This is a genomic window from Acidobacteriaceae bacterium, from assembly GCA_028283655.1.
GTDB lineage: Bacteria > Acidobacteriota > Terriglobia > Terriglobales > Acidobacteriaceae > Granulicella.
This window is the reverse complement of sequence record JAPWKE010000002.1, coordinates 1-23,048: the sequence shown is the minus strand read 5'-3', so window position 1 is coordinate 23,048 and position 23,048 is coordinate 1. Positions and strand designations below refer to the sequence as shown.

The window sequence follows — 23,048 nt, the reverse complement described above, 5'->3', positions numbered from 1 at the left end:
GCGCGGGGGCAGCGCCCCCAAGAAAGGCTTGGTTTCCTTATCCAGTGCGCATCAGCGCACAAGAACTATAAGGAGGGCGTTGCGGGAGGAAGCCTCCCGCAGAGGTGGTAGCGGAAAACGCGAAGCGGTTGAAGCGCGGAGGAAAACTTCCTCCGCAAAAAACCGCTTTTTGATATGGGATTGAAATGAGAACCGTGATGATCTATCGACCGATGGAGAAGCCTTGCGAGATTTCCTGTTGCGGTACAGACTGCGGCCCTATCTTCTGGCTTACGTCTTGTTGCGGAGAGACGGCTTTTCCTACATCCATCTTCGGTGTATGAGCACTCTGCTGCGAAACTTCGTGCCCAAGAGCAATCGGCAACTTCTCGCGGTCGTTAGTAAAGATTTGTGCATCTTGTGCACCCCGCGAGATGGACACATACGCCATGCGATTGTTGAGCAGGTCTTTGGCTCCCAACTCCGTATCGACATTAACTAAGACCCGCTCGGCGGTCTGTCCCTGACTGGAATGGCTGGTCACGGCATAGCCGTGATCGAGATGCGGATTCCGCAGCGGGTCGATCTCAACCGAACGGCCACCATCCATCCGCAGATTGAATTTGCCGTCGCTGATTCGTTCCACGGTCGCGAGTTCACGGTTGGCGATTTTTATTTCATTGTCGGGCGCGGTGAACTGAACGCGGTCGCCCACAGAGAACGCACGCTGCTCTTCACGGTAGACCGACACGCCCTGCTGTCGGCGGGGATCGTAACTCTGCTGCCGTCCATCCAACAACGCAACTGTGATCCGATTATCTGCAGCATCGACTCCAACTACTCGGGCGTACTCACCCTTCTGAATGCCGGTCTCTTTTGAACCTCGGCTATAGCGCAATACATCCCCGACTTCGTACTTTTCTGCCCATGTACGTGCTGCGCCGGTAAGTTCCTGACGCTGTACCAATGTCTGCACAGGATATTCCTCCTTGCCGACGACTCCACGCTGCTGCAATTCAGCGTGGATACGGCTATTGATCTCCATACGCGAGAGGTTGTCGGGTGACACAACCAACGTACTCTGAGGAGCATTCGCATACTCCTTCGCAATCGCGTCGATACGCTCCTCGCGGCCTGGAAACTGATGCACGCGCCCTTGCTCGTCCAAGCTCTTTACTGCTGCGCCTACCTCGCCACGCGCAAGCTGCTCGACTACGTTCCGCAACTCCGAGTCTTTCTGACGGACGATCTGATCCAGAGAAACAGTCTTCATACCCGCTTGCTGCAACTGAGCAAATGGTCTGCCCGCTTCCACAGCCTCATGCTGGCGCTTGTCACCTACCAGCAACACACGGTCATTCGGGTGCAGGCGCGTCAGGAACTCGTGCATCTGTTTGGTAGAGGCGAGAGAAGACTCATCCAGAACGTACAGTCGCTTTTCGCCGGTGTCCGTTTTTTCTCCCCGCGCAAGGTGCATCTGGAGCGTGGATGTTTCAATCCCGGCCTCACCCAGCTTTTGCGCTGCGCGGGATGTCGGCGCAAAACCCTCCACGGCATAGCCCTCGTTTTCGGCTCCTGCACGGATCACAGCTAACGTCGTCGTTTTGCCCGCACCGGCTACGCCGTCCATGCCGACGATCTTCTCGAACGAAGCAGAAACTTCCTCAACAGCACGATGCTGGGAAGGAGTTAGCTCTGGATGGCGACTCAAGGTATCAACGCGATTCTGACTGTTGAGCAACATCGGGCGAGGTTGTTCGTTGGTCTTGTGGAGGATATCGATGATCTCCCGCTCCGTGCGCAGCATCGCAGCGGTCGTAATCTGCGGTCCACGCACGGATGCGGACGCTTGCCGAAATTCGCCAGATTCAAAGCGCCTGTCCACTTCCTGCCGCACCTGGCTGTACGTCACTTCACCCATGCCGCGCTGCAACGCGGTTTCATAAAGGGCGCGTCGATCCTGCACGGCGGACTTCTCAAAAAGATGGTCACGCGCGTATGTAACGGACTGCTGCGCAATCAACTCTGGCCCTCGCTCCTGATGCTGTTGCTGGCTGCGTTCACGCGCTGCGGCCACAACATGGTCTGCCTGATGGCCGAACAAAGCGGCGAGTTCACGATGCTGCCGCTGGACTTCTTCGGGAGACAACAACTCCTTCCGGTCGCGCGTAGAGTGAGCCGCGACCTGCGCGGCTCCCGCGCCGTCCAAACCTTGCTCCCGAAGATGGTCTTTGATCTGTTCCCGGCGTGGGCTGGATGCTTCCAGATACTCGCGGGAGTAGCCTTTGATCTCCGGCTGGCTGTACTTGCCACGCTCGATCTCATAGCCCAACTGTTGCAAGCGCGCGGCCAACTCCGACCGGTAGATGGCCGTGACGAAGTGCTGCGAAGCATACAGTTCGCGCGGCTGGAGAGAACGTGTCTGGCCGTTATCGCGTTCGGTGACATTGAAGATTACAGAATGGGTATGCAACTGCGGAGCGGCGTAGCCCTCCACTGGTCGCGCCGTATCATGCTCGAAGGTTGCGACCGCAAACTTGCCCGTGGTTTCTGGTGCATGGACATTGCCGATGCGCGCTTGCGTATAGTGCTCCAACTCGCTGAGCGCCACGCGCACGCTCTCGCGGTGCGCCAGCCGTACACGCTCATCGCCACCAACGAGTGCCGTCAGCGAAACAGACTTCGGCGCGGAGAATGTCGCATCCCATCCCGCACGATGCTCCATGCTCGTGACTTCTTTGCCACCCTTGCCTTCGTAGGTGCGCGAGACCTGATGCTTCACCATCTGCTGTTCGGTAAAAGGATGCTGGCCTTCGGTCAGCCGAGCAAACTGTTCGTCACCCACGGCACCGGACAGTCCCCACTCTTTTGCAAGCTGGCCCTGCCACTCGCTATGCCCCTGCTGATCGCGGCTCCAATAGTTCTGCCGCTCCGACGCAAACTCCCGCTCATGGTACGTCCGTACCTGACCCGCTGATAACGGCTTGGAAAGCGTCATCATAAAGAATCACTCAATACCCTTGGACTCATCCCAGATAAACCCTGCTCGCTTCACAGCGGGCTTTTCCTCCAACGGCAAAGCTGCCTGAACAGGCTTCTTCGTTTCGGGAGCTTTGGCAGGAGCGGAAGTCTTTACGGCATCCACCTTGCGCGGTTGGGACGACGCAAGTGTCCGCTCCAGAAACTCCGGCTGCTTGCTCTCCTTTTTTGCCAGCCGGAATTTTGCAGGGACGACATGGTTCTCCAGTTTGATGAACCCGGTGAGTGGCGCAAGCCCGGCGATTTCGGAAGCCATGACGAGCGGCTTGGTCGCAATCTCCATCGCAAAACTCTTCTTCGCCCGCAACAGTCCCATGCTGCGTGACTCCTTCAGCCGCTCGACCTCGATCTCCCCGATGCTGTCGGAGATCCACTTCGCTGCACGAGGCTCAGATGTTTTCAAGAAGATTTTCGTCGCGGGCTGCGAAAGCATGGCCTCAGCGTCCTTGCCGTAGCGCTTCTCCATTTGGCTGCGTCCCTGCAAGCTAAGCACGACGGGATTACCGTACTTGCGGTTCTCGGTCACGGCGGTATGAAGCTGCGGCAGTTTGTTCAGACTCGCCAATTCATCCAGCACGAACCATACCGGCTTCGCGGGGTTCGCGCATGGCTGCATCATGCGCAGGATGAACAGGTCGAGCCATGCAGCGTGAAGCGGCAGCACCTTCTCCCGGTAGGCCGCAGAGGAAGTCAGGAAGACCCAGCGCGTGCGTTGGAACCGCCAGGAAGCCGTCGAAAAACCGGGCGCGGCTTGGTGCGTGCGCGGTACTAACTCCAAGCTGTCGGCGATGAGATTCAGGCTGGAGAGAACACCTGCCCTCTGCGCCGGTGCGCCGGGATCGAGCAGCGCGGCGTGCGGTGTTCCTTCCAGTCGGCGCATGATCTCCGCCGGATCGCTCATCGACTTTAATAGCTGGTGGACGTGCGGACGATACCGCAGAAGATGGGTCAGAACTCGACGCGGCGCAGCCGTGAAAAAGTCCTTTTCGTACTCCTTCTCCGGCAGCATCGCAGCGGCGATGGTTGTAGCCGTCTCTAGCTCATCGACCTCATCCGAAAGGTTCCACCACGGACAGCGGCGGTCCAGAGGATTTAGATGCAGGTCGCCGCGCTCCGGGTTATAGAACTCGCCAACGAAGTCCATAGCCGGGTCATAGACGATGGCGGATTCACCCCGGTCTGCGACCTGCCGCAGAAGCTGCCGGATGGCCGAGGATTTGCCGGAACCTGTGTCGCCCATCAGCAGGATGTGGCTGGCTTCCAGACGCCGTGGAATCTGGAAGCTGCTATGGGGAAAGAATCGACCCAAAGTGCCTTCACGCTCCATCTGGAAACGGACACCGCCATCGCTGGAACTGCGCAACGCGGCGATCAATTCAGGCCCCTTGGTACGGCGTCCATGACGCTGCTCATGTTTCCGGTCAAGGCGAAGTTTATGGCCGAAGAAAAGCCACAGAAGGTAAAGGGACAGGACTATCGCCGCGAGGTAGAGCATAGGTCGAAGAAAGATCAGCCATGCGCTGTCGCCGTCGTAGATCGTGTCCCGCAGGTACGCTTGCAACTCCTTCGCACGAACCTCCTGCGCAGGCACAATCGTCACCCCACTCCAGCCCTCGGACAGAGCTTTTGGACTCAACGCGAGTGGCTGCCTGGGGTCGGAACCCCTTACCGCATCCTCCGGCAACAGCGCTTCCGGCTTCCGATTCGGTGCCGTCTTTTCGGCCCACTTCACCTCCATCAGTCTGTCGGGTGTTCCGGCGGCTATGGAACAGGCGGCGTAGGTCCCGAGGTAGAAGTTCTGGACGGTATTCATCGTCCAGCCAAGCCACAGAGATGCCGGAAGGATCACCACAAACGGTCCCAGCACGAAGAGCAAAATTAGCCACAGAAGCCATCGGCCCCGGCTGGGGAAACGCATCGCCCCGGCGCTCATTTTTCCCCTCCCGTTTGATCCTCCCCGGCGAGAAAAGCGGCGAGTAATTTGCGGGCGTCGGCCAGCTTCCTCCCCTCCGCCGTATCGCGGATTTTGATGACCGATTCCGGGCGCAGATATGTGCCTTCGGATTGCGCCGAGGCCGCCGCGTGGAAGAAATTGAGAAGCATAAAACGGAGTGCCGAAATCTCCGTCAGCAACAACTCCGTGGGGTCGGCGGGGCGCTCTCTCGCCGCCTTCAGGGCAAGCTCGCGCAGCCATACCGCGAGCGTCTTGCCACTCCGATCGGCAGCGGCTTCGACCTCCCGCAGCTCCTCTGGAGTGATACGCGTAGCGATGGTTTTGGTGCGGAAGCCGGGCTTCTCCTGCGCACTCTCCGGAGCGCCTGGCATCGCCGGAATGGGGCCGTGCGGAGTCTCCATCGAAAGCCCGCCTGTCTACCAACATGCGCCTGACGGTGATTTCAGGTCAAGCGGCTGTTTCACGCCACCAAACCGTAACTCTCGCTCCACCAATGTGTTTACGGAAATCATGCGGGAGCGAAGCCTCAGGTCTACAGAAGTGATATGGCGTTTACCGTCGTAAACGCCATATCGCTAAATCATTCAATTTACACACGTTCACCGGCGCTAACGCCAGAGCGCTCTACAGTTCCCTGATGGGGGTGATGTGTCGTAGCGCCAACCCGATGCGCAAGCATCGTGCTCTTCAAACGCAGTAGCAACCAGATTGGAGGCCACGATGTAGAGCATCATGCCGGCAAGATGCAGCGGATGCAAGAGCCGTACGGTGAAGGCTCAGCGAGCCACACCGACTCCGAGTCATGCGGGCACGGTCGCAAGGCTGGATACGAAGCGTTGACAGGAAGAACTGCGTGCCAGGAATTGAGCCGCGAAATACTCAAAAAATCCAGGACGCCGACGCGTTGACGCGACGCGGGAAACAGCATCCGGAGAAGCGCTACTCTAGAATTCGTATTGTCCGATTGATTGTTGACATCGCGGCGGCCTTCTCAACTCCGCTCAATACGAAGCCATAGAATCCCAGTTCGACCGTGTCACTCTATCGGATATAACGACACAATATGTGCTGAACACCCAATTGAGCAATGCAGGAAAGAATGGAATGGAGATTAATCTCACGGAGCAACTCCGCCGCTATACCGGCCAAGAGAGAGACATTGCGGAGGCGGTGCTGCGGGAAGTCCTGCCAAAGCTCCATCAGGTCGCGACCGCTGCTCTCCGCCGGGAGCATCTCATCGTCCCGCTCTCACCCACCGAGCTCATCAACGAAGTCTGGATACGGAATCTTCACAAGGGCAACTGGAAGGTTAACAATCGCAACCATTTTTATGCGATTGCTGCGTTGGCCATGCGAAGAGTTCTGATTGATATGGCGCGGAGTCGGCTCGCAGCCAGTCACGGGTCTGGAGTGTCTGCACTTTCCCTTGACGCGCATGGTCTCGCAATCCCCGCGACAGAGCCCACCGCAGAAAGTCTGCTCTTGATCGGTTCTCTCATGGAGAATTTGGAGAAGTTCAATCCCGAAGTAGCGCGGGTCGTAGACATGCATTACTTCACGGGCTTCTCTATTCAGGAAGTCGTCGAGATCACAGGTTGGACTGATCGGCAAGTACGCAGCCGCTGGAGGAAGGGACAGAATTGGCTCAAGGACAGGTTGTGATCTCTGTAATCACTGAGGAGGGAGAATATCGAAGTCGTGGAACCCCATCATTTGTCCACTCATCATGTCTCCAAAAGCATATGCACCCGGCTCCAATGGCTTGGTGAATGACAAGCGGTATACCCCAGGCCGGATAAGCTCCGCTGTAAATGCTTGCTTTTCGTCTGCGCCCGGTCCCTTTGTCATCAGGCCCGTAAATATGCTGCCCATAGACATATTCGTCACCATTCGGCTGCCACCTTTCACCTCAAAATGGACCAGCGATAGATTGTTTATGCTCATATCTCCCGTATAGTCATAAAACACCGGGTTGGGATCGACCGTTTCCGTTTGGGACTTCGCCCCTGCCACGACGGTTTTCGACTTGGATTTGTGCATCCCGAAGCTATACGTGGTAGCCAACATGCTTCCAAAACCGGGACCTTTCATGTCTGACATCATGGTCGTTAGGAGTTTGGTCATGTGCAATTTGCCATCATCTCCTTTCACTTGGATATAAATACCTGTGTGTGGCGAGTGGGGATCATCCGGATCGGGTGGGACAAGCGCGGTCGCCATGCCCGGAGTTGGCGATGGAGCAAGTGGTGCGTTGGGATCAATCATCATTTTGATGACAGCATTGGAGACTCCCGCCGCCTTCAGGCCCCTCAGGCCGGCGATGGAGGTATCAAAAGAGGTCGCCGAAGCTTTCTGTATCTTCGCAATAATCACGTCATCCGAGAGTCCCGAGCTAACGAGGCTGATGACATCATTGTTCGAGAGAATGGCAGTCGCCGTGTCGGCCTTCTTCTGAGGCATCTGGGCGTAGAGTGTTGAAGTGGTTGGCCCAACGGCAATTGTCAGAGACAAGATGAACAGGTAAATAGACCTCAAAGGGCGCATGGAAAATCCTTTCGGCTAGCTGGTGGTGAAAATGCCCAAACGGAGCTATCTCTCTATGCGTAATTGAGGGGGAATTTTGACATCTAAGGTAGTTTTCACACGCTGTCCTGCAGATCGTCGGCAATGCTCGCCGTGAACACGTTTGCGTCCTTGGGGCGTCGCCCCGGATCGAATTCCAAAGCTTGAGCGATGCGCTCGATCGATGCTGGTGAAAGCCTCATGCCCAACCCTCGCAGCAGCTCGCGAACGCAATCGGGGAGATCCATGGAAGCGTCAGGTAAAAGAGTTGCGAGCCGTTGGCCGGTGAGCATCTCAATCAATATCTTCGCCAAACTGTAAATGTCGGTGGATGTATCAGCATAGCCAATTGCCTGCTCGGGGGCCATGTAGCTGAGAGTTCCGGCGGCCCGTGAGAGACCGAACATCGTTTCATCGGGATCCTTAACAATGGCAATCGAAAAATCTATCAGAACGAGTTCATGGCCTGGTTCCACCCCGCGTCGCAGCATGAAGTTTTCCGGCTTGAGATCGCGATGGCAAATGTGATTCGCATGAATGACCGCGAGAGCATTCCCGATCTGACGGAGCAGCGAAGCGATTTCGCCCTGGGCGACACTTCCTGCGTCGAGCCGTTCGCGCAACGTTGCTCCGTCAATGAGCTCCATCACCAGATAGAACAGTCCTCCGTCTGCAATACCACTGTCGAGCACTGCTACGACGTTCGGATGATGGATGCGTCGCAGCGCTGCGACCTCCTGCTCAAAACGCCGCAACATCCACTCTTTCTCTATCAGTTCCTGGCGAAAGATTTTAATAGCGCAAGGCGAACCGCTTTGATTCAAATCGCGGCCTTCAACGACTGCCGCAAAACCTCCGCGCGCAAGGATTCGCCCAACCTCATACCGGCTGTTGAGCAAACGGCCTTTGAGCCGATGTACCTCAGGTGAAAGTGCTTCGAGGCGAAGCTCTGCCAGGTCAGGCAGCATTTTAGCTGCACGTTCTCGCTGTTTCCTGCGCCAATGCACGAACGGTATAGCTGCGATGCTCAATGTCGCACAGAAGCCTGCGAGGACAGGCCAGGAAAGCCAGACTGGAGACGCAACGGCGAAGCTATCTTCTATCGTTTCAGACCAACTGCTGGTAGCGAACTGTGCTTGTACCTGCAGCGTATGATTTCCCGTGCTCGGTTTGCCTAGAGGCAAATCGAGGCCCCGCGTATTTTGCCATGCTTTCTGTTCAGGTAATAAGCGATAGCGGAGATGCAACGCGCTGCGGCGGTCGAACTGCAGAGAACCAATATGTGCGACAAGATTCTCACCATGCGGTATATGTTGATTTGCCTCCGCAAGGATAGGCCCTCGACTGCCGATACTCATACCAGCGAGGAACACCTTTGGCGACGAGAAATCCGTGGCAAAGCCATCCCTCGGATGGAAGTGCACTATGTTGTTTCCCGCGGAGTACCAGACAGAGTCATCTTTGTCTGCGAAAAAGGACCCTCGTCCTGTTCCCTGTACAGGAATCCCATCCTGAATACCCAGACGAATCCAGAGACCCGCTTTAGCGTGCGCAGCATCGGCAACATACGTATCTTCGATATTTGTTCCGCGCCACAGCCAGCCCCGGTGATCGATTCCGATAAAGTTCAAGTAAGCGTGGCCAATATCCTCTGTCTCTTTGAAAAGATGAACTCTGAAAGGCTTACCTGGATCACGGTTCGGGTTTTCCAGCCATGTAAAGTGGGCGCCAGCCTGCGCCAGCCAGAGGTCACCATTCGACATGACAGCCATGCCTACCCCAAATCCGCCAGGGAGACCGTCATCAGCACTAATTTGTGACCTTCGGCCATCTCTAATGCTGAGAATCCTCTCATCGTTATAGGCCCAGAGTGTCTTGTGCGACGGATCGAACCCCACTGCATTCACTTGATCATGGCCGACATTTTGGCTAACCAGGTTAAGCGACGAGCCTGCCTGTCGTATTTTGAAGAGCCCTTGACCGCCCATCCAGATTTGACCGTGATCATCCCCCTCGAGGGATCTCCCGATTTCCCCCCGTACAGAGGTTGCAACCATCACTCCTGATGCGCTGATGCGGCTGATGGGATGTCCGAATGCCGCAGCATACATCGTGCCATCGGGCATGGAATGCAAAGCCGTAACCGTACCAAGAGACTGGGTCCCAGGCAGTCGCTGCCAACTTTTGCGTGAAGCATCCAGCGAGAATATTCCATCGTTGGCATAGAACATCTTGCCGCCTACACGTTCGATCGCTGATCCGCCGTTTACTCCGTCACGCTGCGTCCAATACTCCATCTGAAATGGATAAGGAACACGGTAAAACCCGTTTACCCATCCAGCCATCCAGAGGGTACCATCCTGCGCCGCGAAGGCGAGTCTGATGGCGTCAGGCAAACCGTTCTCCGAGCGCAACACGTGGTACGCATCCGGACGTCCATAAAACAGGCCTCCAGAAGTAAAAGCAAGCACACGACCATCCGGCCCCTCCTGCAAGAGGTAGGTGCTTGCTGGCCCCAGTAACTCCGAAGCCCACAAAGAGACCACATCACCCTTATTACAGCCGACAAAGCCCCGAGAAAAGCTTCTAGCCCAAACGCAGCCGAAGCGATCACGGAGAACGATATGTAAAGCGTCTCCGCCGCTAGCAACCCGATGCTTCAGCGGACTCGTACCGAACGTCAGCCAACCGGCCACCTGTTCGCGCGACAGTTCACACCATCCTGTAGGGCAGGGAAAAAGGATCGAGCCTTGATGATCGACCGTCAAAGTACCCGCTTGATGTTGCAACAGCAACTCTGCATTCCATTGCGTTCCTTGCTTGTGGAATCGAAAGAGGTCGTTGTACTCCAAACGATGATCAGAGGTTCTGGTAGCCAGCATCACATCCTTGCCAGCAAGGACTACGCTCTCGAATCCCCCATTCATTATTTTTTCGACTCGTCCGTTGAAGACCCGATAAATTCCACCAGAGGCCTTCACGCTATTGCCCTCAACCGTTGACGTCAGTGTGCTGGTAACAACCCATAATCCTTGTTCACTGTCTTCAGCGATAGCGGTCACAGACTCCCTCGGAAAGCCCGCACCGTGCATGGAGTAGAAATGCGCACCATCGAAAAGGAAAAGATCTTCTTCAGTACCGACCCATAGCCGTGAGTGACTGTCCTGAAAGAAAACTTTGATCCCATGTGGCGCGTCCGGGATAGGCAGAACAGGGTAATGCTGCGCTAACGTCAGGAGCGGCCACGTGACAACGCAAACAATCCAGAGACACAGAAATCGACGTCCCCATTTACCTGCCCTGCCCATTGCGCCCTCACTCCGCTCCGACAACAGATTCGCACCTCAGCAGCCCACGTCCGATGATCCTTGCCCCCAACCACGACATTACAATCCTGCCACCGCTGAAAGTGGGAACTACCTCTCTATGCGTGGAATATGCGTTTTTCCAACATAAGAACCAATGAAAGGAGCTAGCGCCTTCACGGTTATCGCGCGGTTCCGAACGTCTCGAAATTTTCCTGATGCCGCTATGTCAAAAAGCAGTCTGCTTTCCGCATTGAGAAGATAACGATCTTTCTCTGGAGTTCAGTGATGCGCATCTGCTGCTTTCGTATGGTTGCCCCATTTCGCTTACAAACCGCGCAGTGCAAAGTGCGTTCCTATTCCTCTTCTTTTACATTGTTCACGCTCTTCCTGAGCCTCCTAATCCTCACGGGCTGCGGCTTCACTCCTGCTCCAGGCCCCCAATCTGTGCCAGGCTCATCATTCACAGGCATGGTTCATGGGGGACAACAGCCCGTCAGTGGCACAAAGCTCTACCTCTACGCTGCGGGGACATCCGGCTATGGCACCGGCTCCACATCCCTGCTTCCATCACCCGGCTATGTCACCACAGACTCTGCCGGACGCTTTAGCATCAGCGGTCAGTACACCTGCCCAAGTGCTGACAGCCTTCTCTATCTGATCGCTCGCGGCGGCAACCCCGGGCTGAGTGACGGGACAGACAACAACAGCATCGCCATGATGGTTGCTCTCGGCAGCTGCAGCTACTTCACCGGCAGCAGCTACACGCTTGACCCAAATTCGTTCGTAATCCTGAACGAAGAGACAACCATTGCCGGCGTATATTCCTTAGCCCAGTTCATGGCTCCGGAATCGGACTCGATCGGCACCAGCAGCACCAACCTCGTCGGCTTGCAAAACGCTTTCGCCACAGCGATGAACATCGTTTCCCCCTCCACCGGAATCGCAGGTAGAACCACGGTCAACGGGGTCGGCACACTTCCGCAGGCCACCATCAACTCGCTGGCAGACATCCTCGCCACCTGCATCAACTCGTCCAATGGAAGCAATGCCTGCTCAACGCTATATGCGAATGCAACACCGCCGGGCGGATCCGCTCCGACAGACACTCTGGGTGCAGCCCTCGACATCGCGCTGAACCCAGGCAACAACGTCTCCGCGCTCAACACGCTCGTATCGTCCACCGCACCGTTTCAACCGACGACGGTCAATTCCTCCACGCCAAATGACTGGACCCTTATGGTTTCCTACGCGCCAGTGCCGTCTACGAATAGCGCTACCGTGTCATATGCAACCATCGATGGAGGAGGCAATGTCTGGTACTGCACCGGCGCTGGCCAGTTTGGCTCCGTCTATGTACAACAACTCAGCCCCCTGGGTGCACCGCTCACGGCACAGTTCTCGTCTCCGGGGTACACCGGCAACCTTCGCTTTTGCGAAGGCATTGTTCTCGACCAAACTGGCAATATCTGGGTCGGCGCTTATTCGCAGTATGCAAACGCCGTCAACGGCCTTGTGAGCTTTTCGCCGACGGGCACGGCTTCCCCGGCCTCGGGCGTTTACGGCAGCACCGGCGTGTCCGCTACAACGTATGTGCCAGGTGCCATGGGTTCCATTACCATTGGACCCGACAATAAAATTTGGGTCCCCTCTTATTCGCAAAGTGCGTATGGTATCGGAGCGCTTGCGTTCGATACGAGCGGCAATGCGCTTCTTCCGTACCAGTTGAGTGCTCATGCACCGGCACTCATCATGGTGGACGATACGGGGACCCTTTGGGGAGCAGCCTACAGCACGTCGAACTTCTACACAGGCATAGCGAACGCATATTTCGGTGTCCTGAACCCTTCGTCAGCAGCCGTTTATTCCCAGCTTCCCTATACGTGCAACACCACAGGCTTCGGCGTGCTTGTGCCGGACGGAAACAGCGGAGCGTGGCTCAGTTGTTACGACCAGGCATCTGTCGTTCATGCTTCCACCTCGGGGCAGTACACATCGTACCCGTGGCCTGCCCGCTACGGACCTGCTTCAGGAGCCGGGATTGACGGAGCCAAACGACTCTGGTTCGGCGGCGGAAACGGTGTGTTGCTTCTTGGGACGGACGGTACTGCCCTCAGTGGAGGAAACGGCTTTGGGCCGAGCACCAGCTACGGGACAAGCGACTTGCAACTCGACGGCTCAGGAAATGCGTGGGCCACAAGAACCAACGGCGTCCTATGGCAATTTATCGGCGTCGCAGCTCCTGTTGTAACGCCGCATATCAAGGCGCTCCAAACCCACATGCTGGGCCAACATCCTTGAACTACATCAACATTCACCACAATCTACTGAGGTATCGTGACATGCAGTCTTTTTTCCGCCGAGCGGCCTTTCTCTTCATTACCCTTTTGCCTTTGAGCACGGCTGCGTCCGCGCAGCAGGTCACCGTCAAGATGCTGGAGCCGATCATTCCTCCGCCGCCGAAGAAGCTTACTTTTGGCGAAGCGATGAAGGCCCTCGCCAACACAGGAGGGCCGAGCGGGCCTCGGAAAGCCCCACACATCTACTACGGCGCACTGACCCAGTCGGTCACTCTGGACGGCAATCTCTATCCAGCCGGCTCGCTGGCGGAGATCGTGGTTCGACAGCTTTCGGCCACACGGCAACGCATCAGCCTGTGCGCCATTCAGGGAAACGGAAAGTCCACCGGCATCCGTGATGCGGGGCAAGTAAGCGCTGTGGACGCTTCGGGAGCTACTCTTCCGGAAAACGCCCCGCACTCAGGGCTTATCATTGTGGGGTCGCAGGCAGCCGCACCAACAGGTGCCCTGATACGCTTCAACGATGTCAAAGTGGACACAGGGGTCTATGCTTGGGTGCATCCTGTAGATACTCCTGAGATCATTTACTCACCGGGCGACGGCGAACAGAGCCTCATCGTGCGCGTGGACGAAACGGTCGATAATCATCGCGCCTATAACCATGTCTTTGCCGGCAGCGTTGTCCAGTCCACTCCCATGGGTGGCGTAACCGTTCCTCCCGGCTCTCCGGTCTCACTGGTCGAAGGAAGTTCGCAGGACATCATGACCGGTGACCCGGTCGTGCAGATCACCATGAGTTCTATCACTGCCGGTGGGCGAATCATTGAAACGGACCCCACCGAGATTCATGTGGTCACACAGAATGGAATAGAGCTCTCCGGCGATGCAGGCCGGTTTGTCATTACGCGTGGCGCGAATCTCTCCGTGCCGCAGGGCACCTATCTTCGTTTCGATCACGTAAAAACACGTGTGGGCGGAGGCGTCAGCGAAGATGGATCGACGTTTGTTCCGGCCCAAGTAGAACCCGGCAATACCCACTCTTTCACGATTCTCTCTATTAAACCGGGCTTGTCCTACGATCAAACTGTCACACTTCTCCGGCAACAGAAGCTGCCCTTCACAGAGACGAAGGAACCGTCCAAGCTGCATGCAGGCGAACACACCTCAAGGCTCAAGATAGAAAGCTCGCAATGGACAGCCATGGTGGACTTTGCCGAAAATCCGGATGCAGAGTCGCCTGCCATCGTGGCGCAAGGCGTGCTGTTCGTCATGCATATTAAGTCGGAAGAGGACCGCGCAAAGTTCCACGATCAGATTCTGACTAAGTACGGCAGGCATGATCCCCCGCTGAAGAATGCGAAATATCCATCCCTCGAAATGTGGCAAAGTGTGGACGATACTCTCATGCTTTTCTACCGGCCATATGGCGGCTCTACGGAGGCGATCGCACCTAATCCCGGCCCCACCGGAGACCCGGACTTCGGCTTAGTGAATACCGTAGTCGCCGCGCACGCTCAGGCTAAAGCGAAAGCACTGGAATGGGCCAAGCAGTTGCGGGAGTCTGCACCCGCCAAGGACACGAGGTCCTCCGATGCGCCGTTCTGAGTGTGTATTCGCTCAAGACAATGTCCTTGCTGAGCTCAGTGCGTGTATCTGACAGAAACGTTTGTTCACGAGTGGGCATGCGCTTGAACTGTGTCATTATGAATGCAATTCTGTAACGACTAGGCAGAACTGCGGGGCGTGTGGCCGACGTAGGAGCTTCGAGGCGCTGGTGCGCCTCTACACGCCCACAAACGCTCATCCAAGAACCCGTGTGCTGAACAAATACTCCGGAAGCTAAACCGGACAACTCAACTCGCTCCCATCAACATCGAGGCTTCTACTTCGAACTTCAGGGAGCGCTACCTGAAGTAGAGCCACGAGATGATTTCCTCCACTCCACATCCATCAGGAATGGACGACGAGCGTCAGAGTAGCGGTGTGCTGGATCACTGTGGTACCTCCGCTGATGGCCTTTACGGTAATCTGGCTTGTCCCCGCAGGTGTTCCTGGATCAGTGACAGGGACCTTACCCAAACCACAACCCATGGGCAGGAACAAAAGAGCGCCGCCGAGCACAAGCGCGCAAAGCGCTGGAGCCTTCCGCCTGCATCGCCATCCTGCGAACATACCGAGAAGAAGGGCGAGAGTCACAATGCTTGTCCTATCCTGTCGCGAAGACGGCCTATCCAACATTGCAAATTTAGGAGCGGTGGTCGTGATAGTTAGTACGGAGTTTGTCGCTGAACCGTTCGGCATTACGCTCACAGGAGCGAAGCTGCATGTCGATTCTGAGGGAAGTCCGGAGCATGAGAATGTAACCGTTTGGTTGAAGCCATTGATTGGAATCACCGTAAGGTTCGTGGTGCCTGATTGGCCTTGACTCAGATTAAGCGCGTTCAGATTGTCCGTGAAACTGAAATCCGAGGCCCCAGCGACGGTGAAGGTATAAAGCGCGCTGGCAATCGGAGACTGCGTGTAGCCAGTTGCGACCGCGATGGCCTCGATGGTTTCCGTAGATGCCACCGTGATCGGGCCCCTATAAAGCGTGGATGAAGTGGTCGGCGTATCACCATTGGTGGTGTAGTAGATTGTTGACCCCGGCGTGGCATCGGAGATCGTCACGCTTTGCGTGGTCGTATAGGCGCCAGCCGCCGGAGAAAACACTGGCGCGGCGGTCTGTGGGGAGACAACGCCAACCAGAGGCACAGTATTGGAAGTACTGCCCAGATAATTGGTGTCGCCAGGGTATACGGCATCGACCAAGTGCGTCCCTATGCCCGTTACTGAGACACCAGTTGCGGTCGCAGTCTCCGTTTGTCCATTCAACTCAACAATAGCGCTTGATGCTAGGTTCCCTAGCCCAACAATATCGGGTCGTCCGTCGCCATTAAAGTCTGCCACGGCGATCTCCTCCGGATCAGGCAGCGTGGTTGTGATCGTTATCGGCGGCTGAAAAGTACCGTCTCCATTGCCCAGAAGCACACTGATGGAACCGGATCCTTGGCCAACCACAAGATCTGTTTTGCCATCACCGTTTATATCCGCCAGCGCGATCTGATCCGGCGTGCTGGCGGCGGGATAGGTCACCTGCGGGTTGAACGTGCCGTCACCATTCCCCAAAAGGATGCTTATGGTATTGATATTGCCGTTGGAGATCGCGAGATCGAGTTTGCCATCGCCATTGAAGTCCGCTACTAGCGCATACTGTGGCCCACTGCCTACGGCAAAAGTGGTTTGTGGCCCGAAGGTTCCATCGCCGTTGCCTAACCGAATTCCAACAGTATTGTCATTGTTGTTTGTGGCAACAAGGTCCACATTGCCATCGCCGTTGAAATCACCCACTTCTACCTGCCGGACGTAATTGCCCATCGGATAAAGTACACCGTTCTGGAACGAGCCATCGCCGTTACCCAACAGCACGCTGACTGCATTTCCAGCCGGTACCGAGACGACAATATCCAGTTTGCCGTCGTGGTTAAAGTCTGCCAACACTGGATTGTCGAGCCCCCCACCGGCCGCGTAGTTCTTCGCTGCCTGGAAGGTCCCATCGCCGTTGCCAAGCAACACGGCGACGGTGCCACCATAGTTTGAGATCACCAAGTCGAGCCTGCCATCACCGTTCAGGTCGGCGATGGCGACGCCATCGGGAAAGAAATCGTTGGTGGAATACGTGACACCCGGTTGGAAGGTCCCGTCGCCGTTGCCGAGCAGTACGCTGATAGTTTCATCACCATTGTTGGCGATCACAATATCCTGCTTGCCGTCTCCGTTGAGATCGGCCACGGCCACTCCTCCCGGTTGATTGCCGGTTTTGAAAATGCCGCTGGCACTAAAACCCAACGCAAGGGTTGCAGGATTCAGAGGCGCGGTGGTAATCGCCACGCCACTGTTGCTGGTGTCGTTGAAGCTCACGGTCCCTGTCGGCGGCGCCTTGCCGCTGGCCGTTACAGTCGCCGTTAGCGTGTAGTTGCCGACACCTCCGGTTGCGACAAGGCTAGTCGATGTCGACTGCTTCACCGTGGTCACGGGCGTAATGGTGTATACCGCCATCCCCACAGCGGATTGGAGGTATCCGTTCGTTACAGCAACGGCCTCGATGGTTTCCGTCGCAGACACGGTGATAGGTACGGTATACAGAGTCGATGCCGTACTTGGAGTCAATCCATTGAGGGTGTAGTAAATCGTCGCCCCCGGCGTCGAATCGGAGATCGTCACCGTTTGAGTCGTCGTATAGTTTCCCCCTGCGGGAGAGAACGTTGGCGTAGCCGCCGGCACGGGCACGGAAGCGATGGTGTAGAACGCCGTTGCCACTGCGGAGTCCGTATACCCGGAAGCCATGGCGATAGCTTCAATGGTCTCGGTCGAAGAAACAGAGAAGGCTCCGGTGTACTTTGTGGACGTGGTCGTCGGCGTTATGCCATTCGTTGTGTAGTAGATTGTTGCGCCGGGAGTCGTGTCGGAAATCGTCACACTTTGCGTTGTCGTATAAGTTCCTGGGGCAGGTGAAAATGTCGGCATCGCTGCTGCAGCCAAATTGATCGTGTAGGCAGCAGTTGCCACTCCGGAGTCGGCGTAGCCGCTTGCAACAGCGATTGCCTTAAGCGTCTCCGTGGAAGAAACCGCGATGGCGCCCGTATACAGCGTCGAAGAAGTTGTCGGCGTTGTGCCATTCGTTGTGTAGTAGATTGTTGCACCGGGAGTCGTGTCGGAAATCGTCACACTCTGCGTTGAGGTATAGGTCCCGGGAGCGAGGGAAAATACTGGCGTTGCTGTTGTGCCAGGGTTGATCGTGTACGCCCCCATCGCCACTTTAGAGTTGGCATAACCACTTGCGACAGCGATCGCCTCAAGGGTCTCCGTGGAGGAGACTGTGAGGGTGCCGGTATACGTCGCAGACGAGGTTGTCGGCATTGTACCGTTCGTTGTGTAGTAAATCGTAGCGCCACTCGTCGCATCGGAGATCGTCACCGTCTGCACTGTAGTGTAGGTCCCAGGAACAGGCGAGAATATCGGCGTCGCTGCGAGTGTTTCTATGGTGTACTTTGCCGTTGCCACCGCTGAGTTCAAGTAACCGCTAGCCACGGCGATGGCCTCGATGGTCTCCGTGGACGAAACGGAGAAGGAACCAGTGTAGAGCGTCGAGGATGTCGTAGGTGTCGTCCCATCGATCGTGTAATAGATCGTAGCGCCACTCGTTGTATCGGAAATCGTTACCGACTGTGCCGTGGCGTAGCTACCAGCGGACGGAGAAAATGTTGGTGTCGCGGTTGCAACCGTTGGAGCCAACGGAAATTTCGTCACAAAACCAGTCACACTCGAATTCGAGCTTAGGGCTGTCTCATACGCTCCCGTGGTGACGGGAAAATTCAGCGAGTTCGTATAGCCCGCGATATAGGCGTTGCCTGCGGAATCCAGTGCGACCCCACGTGCTCGGTCCCCCGCATTGCTGTTCTGTCCGCTGCCTCCCAGAAGCGTCGAATATACTAAAGCCGATCCACTTGTATTCAGTTCACTGAGCATGGCATTGGCGTTCAAAGCCGATGCTCCCGCATTTGTACTTTGATAAGCATTGCTCGTAGTCGGATAATCGCTCGAAACGCTATATCCCGTAACGTAAGCATTACCGAATGCATCCACCGTGATGCCTGCACCGAAATCACCAAGATGGGCATAGCTACCGCTGCCACCCAAGTATGTCGAATACACCAACGACGTCCCACTCGAATTCACCTTGGTCACAAAGAGGTTGGGACTGGCATTCCCAGAGGTCTCACCCTTATTTGTTGTCTGAAACGCTCCAGAGGACACCGGAAAATCAGTCGCATAGGTGTAACCGGTCACATAGGCATCCCCCGTGCTGTCAACTGCGATGCCGCCGCTGTAAGACGCGTTCACTCCCCCCAGATAGGTGGAGTACAACAGTGACGTTCCCGCAGGGTTCAGTTTGGAAAGAGTGATACTTGGATTGTAGGGCGCACCGGTGGACACAAAGCCCTTGTTGACCGTTTGATAAGCCCCCGTGGTTATCGGAAAATCCGTCGAATGAGAGTATCCCTCTACATACGCACTCCCGCTTGCATCGATTGCGATGCCAAAGTCGAAGTCTACCGGTGTGCCAGAACCCACTGAATCTGTTTCGCCGCTGCCGCCAAGATAGGTTGAATAGAGCAGCGCCGTACCATTGGCATTGAGCTTGGAGACAAAACCATTCCAACTGGCATGGCTTGCGGATTTATTGACGCTTTGGAAGGCCCCGGATGTCACAGGGAAATCTGGCGCAAACGTAATACCACACAGATAGGCGTTGTTATTTGAGTCAACGACGATCTGGCTCGGTTCCGTCAGTGCGCGGCCACCCAGGAATGTGGAATACTCCAACGCCGTACCGGTGGCGTTCAGTTTGGTTACGAAGCCTGTATCCTGTTGGTTGTCAATAGAGGCATTATTTGTCTGCTGTAGCGCCCCGGCGGTTATCGGAAAGTCCTTCGACCGAGTATGCCCGGTGACATATGCAGCTCCGCTTGAATCAGTAGCCACGCTGATACCATAGTCCAAATCTCCCGCACTGCCCCCTCCAAGATAGGTGGAGTAGACAAGTGCGCTCCCTGCAGCATTCAGTTTGCTCACAAACGCCGTCGCAGACGTCTTGTCTGAGGTCTCAAACGCACCGCTCGTGACCGGGTAGTTCGAAGATGTTGTGTAGCCCGTGACATACGCAGCACCAGCAGCATCCACAGCTAACCCCTCGATATAGTCCGACGAAGTCCCCCCCAGATAGGTGGAGTATGCGAGGACCGGGTCGATGACAAGCGGCTGCGTGTGGTCGTATTTGCCAAGCAAAAAGCCCACGGCGTTGCCTGCAAGCAACCGAAAACCGCCTTCCACAATGCGCCGCTGGCCTTTGACCGTCTGGTAAATTGAAGGCTTGCGAAAGGTGATCGTACCCGCGTATACGCGAATATTCAGTTGACCCTGGTTGCCAATATGCAAGTCTTCCGCTCCAGTGAAATGTAGGCGGACAGGTCGCGCACTCGCGCCAGGAGCTACAACGAAGTCGTACTCCAGCTGCCGCTGATTGCCGTAGTACAGAAGGTCGACTCCCGGGTAGACCCCCGGATACTCTACTTTGGCGAAAGTCGGCACATTCGTATGCCACTCTGTGGGGTCGTTGCCCAACAGATAGTTTGCGGTTCCCGGCAGTGGCTCGATTCCCCTCGGTCGCACACCGGAGCGATCTCCGACCAGATTCATCCGGATAACTTCGGTTGTCTTCTCATTCTGCCCGCCACAACGCGCCATCATTACGGATGCTTCAGATGCATTTGCAGCCGTGCGTGATGGACTGTCGTTTTTTTGTGCCCCATTCGCAATGCAAGGTGCCCCCTTGTGTAGGGTCAATACGGCTCCATGGTCGGTCATGTATAGTCCATACCCGTCACCATGAGAAACGAACTTTACCGCAGTCTCCTCCTGCCCTTTATTCGCCTCAAAGCTCAGCGGCAAGAGACCGTAGGCTTTCGTAACAAGTGAATAGCCAGTGAGTTCCTGATCGGCTGAAGTTATATCTGGCTTTTGGAAAGACTGCGCTTGCACTGTAGCAATCCCACAAAGGACAACGAACAGACAGGCAGACCAAATCAACCGTCTGCATTGCGCGTTGAGGGGGCCGGGAAAGAGGGTCTCGGTGCCATGGATTGCTCCACTGTGCCGATAACCAGCCTCTGCCCAAGCAGGGCAACGGAACGTATACGCGCAAGTCTTCATGGAGGTTTTCCTTCCGCAAGGAGCGATACAGATGAGGTGTTATCGCTTAATGCGTAGCTGACAGAGAATTCTGACATTCGTTGCAGAATTCTCTAGTGTCTTCATCCACATTTCGAATGACCTGTGAAACCTGCGAATCGGCAAAACGGTCCCCGCCCGCGTTCACAAGGCAGTCACCAATCTCGTCAGAATCGCTCGTAAAGACCTGACTTGCAGGAACGCCTAAATTTCTGGTGTAGCAGAGGATAAATGCACTGGGATTCGCTGTAACATGATTAGTCTGCAAGCGGCAGATTATTGTTTCCGGGGCCTCGACCAATCCTTCGCGGCAAGTAGGAGATAGGAACTGCACGAAGACAGCCGCCAGCGGCGGCATGTGCGCGGGGGTTTGCCGCTAAAGAGCGCCCCGGCGGGGCAGCGGCAAATCCAAACCCATATCCGAAAAAGTCATTGGCATCGAACCCTCCCTACGCCCGCCTCCGCCACGGCTCCGGCGAAAGACGGCTACGGAGTGAACGGTCAGCGCGGCCTGTGGCGCTGACCTCTCTTTTCTTTGATTTATCGTGGGTCTCCGCTGCCTTCGACGCTTTAGCTTTGGTGTCGTCCGAATGCGGAAGCTCCCATCCTGTCATCCCCTGTAGCACGCGGTCCGCATGCTTGATCGTGTTCACATGGCCATAGTGCTGCTCGATCATCTGCACGGACGTTCCCATCTGCTCAGCCAAGAAGTACACGTCAACGCCTTCCTGCAATCGCAGCGTGGCATAGGTATGTCGGAAGCAGTAGGTCGATCTCGGCACGCCCTGCGTGCCTTCGCGCAGGTTTGCTTTGTCCAAAAGGTCGGCAATCAAAGAGACATAAAGACTCTTTGCAGGCTTGCCGTTCACAGTGGTAAATACCCCATCTTCCAGCCCAGTAGCTTTGGAGATCGAGCGGATGCGTTCCAGATAATCGCCGACACTCTTCGGAGCCACCAGCTTTCTTGATTTTCCTTTACCCTGCACGAACAGCACAACAATCTCGCGTCCCTCGTGGTCGTTTGCGGGCATAATGTCCCGCCAGCGGAGATTCTTCATCTCTGCTGGCCGCATCCCTGTATTGCAGGCAATCAGGATCATGTTGTACGTGACGGTGCGGTACCAGGTACTCGCAGGCTTGTCCGCTTCCGCGATCCATTTCCTGCCGACCGTATGGAGCTTGCGGTACTCCTCCAATGTGAACTCATCCCGCCGCATGGTCTTGAGCTTCGGGCGCTCGTCGTATCGCTGGCTGGCAGGAACGTACCGTTTCTTGATCGCGAAGTTCATCACCGCGCCGAAGATCGACATCTCGAAGCGGATTGTAGAATCACTGATGAAAGGAACCGTCCGATCCTCGGACGGTTCCACCTTGATAGGCTTCAAAACACGAATACCAAGAGAGTTCTGAGTCTTTGTGCGGCGCTCCGCTTCCTTATCCGCAAATTCCTGCGCCATCTCATCGCTGACTTCGCGGACACCGTTCCGCTTCAGACGTCCCGCTCCGTTGACTCTTCGCCACGCCGGATAACCACCCCATAGCTCATCCCCAATCAAATGAACCTGGGTGGAACCCACATACCTGTCCAAGGCTCCTTCGATGATGGCGCGAATCTTTTTTGGACGCGCCGCACTGATCTCCCCGCGTTGCGCACGCGCCTCTTGCGTCAACAGATACTCTCGGCCAACCTCGCGGAAGGGATGGTTAAATACCGGGACATCATGCTTCAGGCGGAACCGGATGTCCGCATCCTGGTCGAAGGCGCGTTCCCGCGCCACTTCAACGTCGGTTGTCTTGAGAGAAATGGTCTTGTAGCGGTCTGCCTTCGGAATCTTCATGCGGCAGTACCACATGCGATGCTCTACGTCGCCACGCCGGAAGATCACCAATCCCGGCTTGAGTTCCGCTTTGTCGGTGACGAATGCCATAATCGCCTCCACTGATTCAGACGCGTTCTGTGCAGATTCTGTGCAGGTTTTCACTGCAAGTCGTTGAATCCTCGTTTTTGTGCAGGACTCGTACAGGATATATGAGAGTAATAACTACAACTATAAGAATTATTTAAGATATATTTGTCATCCT

Annotated in this window: 10 protein-coding genes; 3 read left to right on the top strand and 7 right to left on the bottom strand. The window is 55.9% G+C overall.

Annotated elements, in window-relative coordinates:
- Positions 1–202: 202 nt before the first annotated feature.
- The 3 genes from mobF to PW792_01700 are packed head-to-tail and all read right to left on the bottom strand — an operon-like array spanning position 203 to position 5,373.
- Positions 203–2,980 (bottom strand): MobF family relaxase, encoded by a 2,778-nt coding sequence (gene mobF, locus PW792_01710; GenBank protein ID MDE1160641.1) that lies wholly within the window; start codon positions 2,978–2,980, stop codon positions 203–205.
- 6 nt (positions 2,981–2,986) lie between these two features.
- The gene (locus tag PW792_01705; protein MDE1160640.1) at positions 2,987–4,951 is read right to left on the bottom strand and encodes a type IV secretion system DNA-binding domain-containing protein; all 1,965 of its coding nucleotides are present in this window, start codon (positions 4,949–4,951) and stop codon (positions 2,987–2,989) included.
- Complete coding sequence (locus PW792_01700) at positions 4,948–5,373, bottom strand: hypothetical protein (protein ID MDE1160639.1); 426 nt, start codon at positions 5,371–5,373, stop codon at positions 4,948–4,950. Before PW792_01700 ends, PW792_01705 begins: the two co-directional genes overlap by 4 nt.
- Before the next feature lie 703 nt (positions 5,374–6,076).
- On the opposite strand from PW792_01700, the gene PW792_01695 reads away from it, so the two are divergent.
- The gene (locus PW792_01695) at positions 6,077–6,634 is read left to right on the top strand and encodes an ECF-type sigma factor (GenBank protein MDE1160638.1); all 558 of its coding nucleotides are present in this window, start codon (positions 6,077–6,079) and stop codon (positions 6,632–6,634) included.
- Between the two features lie 9 nt (positions 6,635–6,643).
- Here the strand turns inward: PW792_01695 and PW792_01690 are convergent, their stop codons facing one another.
- Entirely contained in the window at positions 6,644–7,516 is an 873-nt protein-coding gene (locus PW792_01690) for a hypothetical protein (protein MDE1160637.1), read from the bottom strand.
- A gap of 95 nt (positions 7,517–7,611) precedes the next feature.
- A complete protein-coding gene (locus PW792_01685) occupies positions 7,612–10,596 on the bottom strand; it encodes a serine/threonine-protein kinase (GenBank protein ID MDE1160636.1) in 2,985 nt (994 codons plus the stop codon).
- A 714-nt stretch (positions 10,597–11,310) separates the two neighbouring features.
- Here PW792_01685 and PW792_01680 point away from each other — a divergent pair.
- Both PW792_01680 and PW792_01675 read left to right on the top strand, forming a co-directional pair.
- Positions 11,311–13,140, top strand: coding sequence for a hypothetical protein (locus tag PW792_01680; GenBank protein ID MDE1160635.1), 1,830 nt, complete (start codon positions 11,311–11,313; stop codon positions 13,138–13,140).
- Positions 13,141–13,181: 41 nt separating this feature from the next.
- On the top strand, positions 13,182–14,744 hold the full coding sequence (locus PW792_01675) for a hypothetical protein (GenBank protein ID MDE1160634.1): 1,563 nt from the start codon (positions 13,182–13,184) through the stop codon (positions 14,742–14,744).
- Positions 14,745–15,089: 345 nt separating this feature from the next.
- Here the strand turns inward: PW792_01675 and PW792_01670 are convergent, their stop codons facing one another.
- Both PW792_01670 and PW792_01665 read right to left on the bottom strand, forming a co-directional pair.
- The gene (locus PW792_01670; protein MDE1160633.1) at positions 15,090–20,435 is read right to left on the bottom strand and encodes a chitobiase/beta-hexosaminidase C-terminal domain-containing protein; all 5,346 of its coding nucleotides are present in this window, start codon (positions 20,433–20,435) and stop codon (positions 15,090–15,092) included.
- A 980-nt stretch (positions 20,436–21,415) separates the two neighbouring features.
- Positions 21,416–22,894 (bottom strand): site-specific integrase, encoded by a 1,479-nt coding sequence (locus PW792_01665; protein ID MDE1160632.1) that lies wholly within the window; start codon positions 22,892–22,894, stop codon positions 21,416–21,418.
- Positions 22,895–23,048 lie beyond the last annotated feature (154 nt).

Coding starts and splice junctions, on each gene's coding strand:
- PW792_01705 (MDE1160640.1), bottom strand. CDS start 4,951: ATGAGCGCCGGGGCGATGCGTTTCCCCAGCCGGGGCCGATGGCTTCTG.
- PW792_01700 (MDE1160639.1), bottom strand. CDS start 5,373: ATGGAGACTCCGCACGGCCCCATTCCGGCGATGCCAGGCGCTCCGGAG.
- PW792_01675 (MDE1160634.1), top strand. CDS start 13,182: ATGCAGTCTTTTTTCCGCCGAGCGGCCTTTCTCTTCATTACCCTTTTG.
- mobF (MDE1160641.1), bottom strand. CDS start 2,980: ATGATGACGCTTTCCAAGCCGTTATCAGCGGGTCAGGTACGGACGTAC.
- PW792_01670 (MDE1160633.1), bottom strand. CDS start 20,435: ATGAATCTGGTCGGAGATCGCTCCGGTGTGCGACCGAGGGGAATCGAG.
- PW792_01665 (MDE1160632.1), bottom strand. CDS start 22,894: ATGGCATTCGTCACCGACAAAGCGGAACTCAAGCCGGGATTGGTGATC.
- PW792_01695 (MDE1160638.1), top strand. CDS start 6,077: ATGGAGATTAATCTCACGGAGCAACTCCGCCGCTATACCGGCCAAGAG.
- PW792_01690 (MDE1160637.1), bottom strand. CDS start 7,516: ATGCGCCCTTTGAGGTCTATTTACCTGTTCATCTTGTCTCTGACAATT.
- PW792_01680 (MDE1160635.1), top strand. CDS start 11,311: ATGGTTCATGGGGGACAACAGCCCGTCAGTGGCACAAAGCTCTACCTC.